This window comes from Bartonella sp. MU70NMGDW, from assembly GCF_042194085.1.
Lineage (GTDB): Bacteria > Pseudomonadota > Alphaproteobacteria > Rhizobiales > Rhizobiaceae > Bartonella > Bartonella grahamii.
Genome location: NZ_JBHIMK010000512.1, coordinates 1 through 835, shown reverse-complemented (window position 1 = coordinate 835; position 835 = coordinate 1). Strand labels below are relative to the sequence as shown.

The 835-nt window shown below is 41.8% G+C and carries 1 protein-coding gene; it reads right to left on the bottom strand.

The genetic code is table 11. The annotated features are described in order from the left end of the window. The coding region (glyA, locus tag ACFIKE_RS11880) for a serine hydroxymethyltransferase (RefSeq protein WP_375650151.1) at positions 1-835 on the bottom strand (835 nt) is incomplete at both ends.

Sequence of the window (835 nt, the reverse complement as noted above, 5' to 3'; positions counted from 1 at the left end):
CTTCATCACTTTTTGCGCTCCGAAGACCATCAAGAACTTCTGAAACCAGATGACCAACTTGAATAAACTCTTTTTCTAAAAAACCGCGCGTTGTGGCAGCAGGTGATCCCAAACGAATTCCCGATGTTATAGATGGCGTTTCAGAATCAAAAGGAACACCATTTTTATTGCAGGTAATATGAGCGCGTCCCAAAGCCGATGCAGCGCGTTTACCCGTTAGATTTTTGGAACGCAAATCAACCAACAACAAATGATTATCTGTACCACCAGAAACAATATTAAAACCATTACCCTGTAATGTTTCTGCTAAAGTTTTCGCATTAGCGACAACATTGGCACTGTAACTCTTGAAAGAGGGACGCAAAGCCTCCTCAAAAGCAACAGCCTTTGCGGCAATCACATGCATTAAAGGACCACCTTGAAGACCAGGAAAAATTGCAGAATTAATTTTTTTGGATAAAGCCTCATCATTTGTCAATATTAAACCACCACGAGGACCTCGAAGCGACTTATGTGTTGTTGTAGTTACAATATGCGCATGTGGAACAGGTGAAGGATGCACGCCACCCGCAACAAGACCAGCAATATGAGACATATCAACGAGTAGATAAGCACCAATCTCATCTGCAATTTCACGAAATCGTTTCCAGTCCCATAGCCGTGAATAAGATGAGCCACCCGCTATAATAAGTTTGGGCTTACGCTCTTTTGCAAGCTGCTCAACTTCATCCATATCAATAATCTGATCTTCTTTACGTACACCATAGGAAACAACATCAAACCATTTTCCTGACATATTAACAGATGAACCATGCGTAAGGTGACCACCAGCATT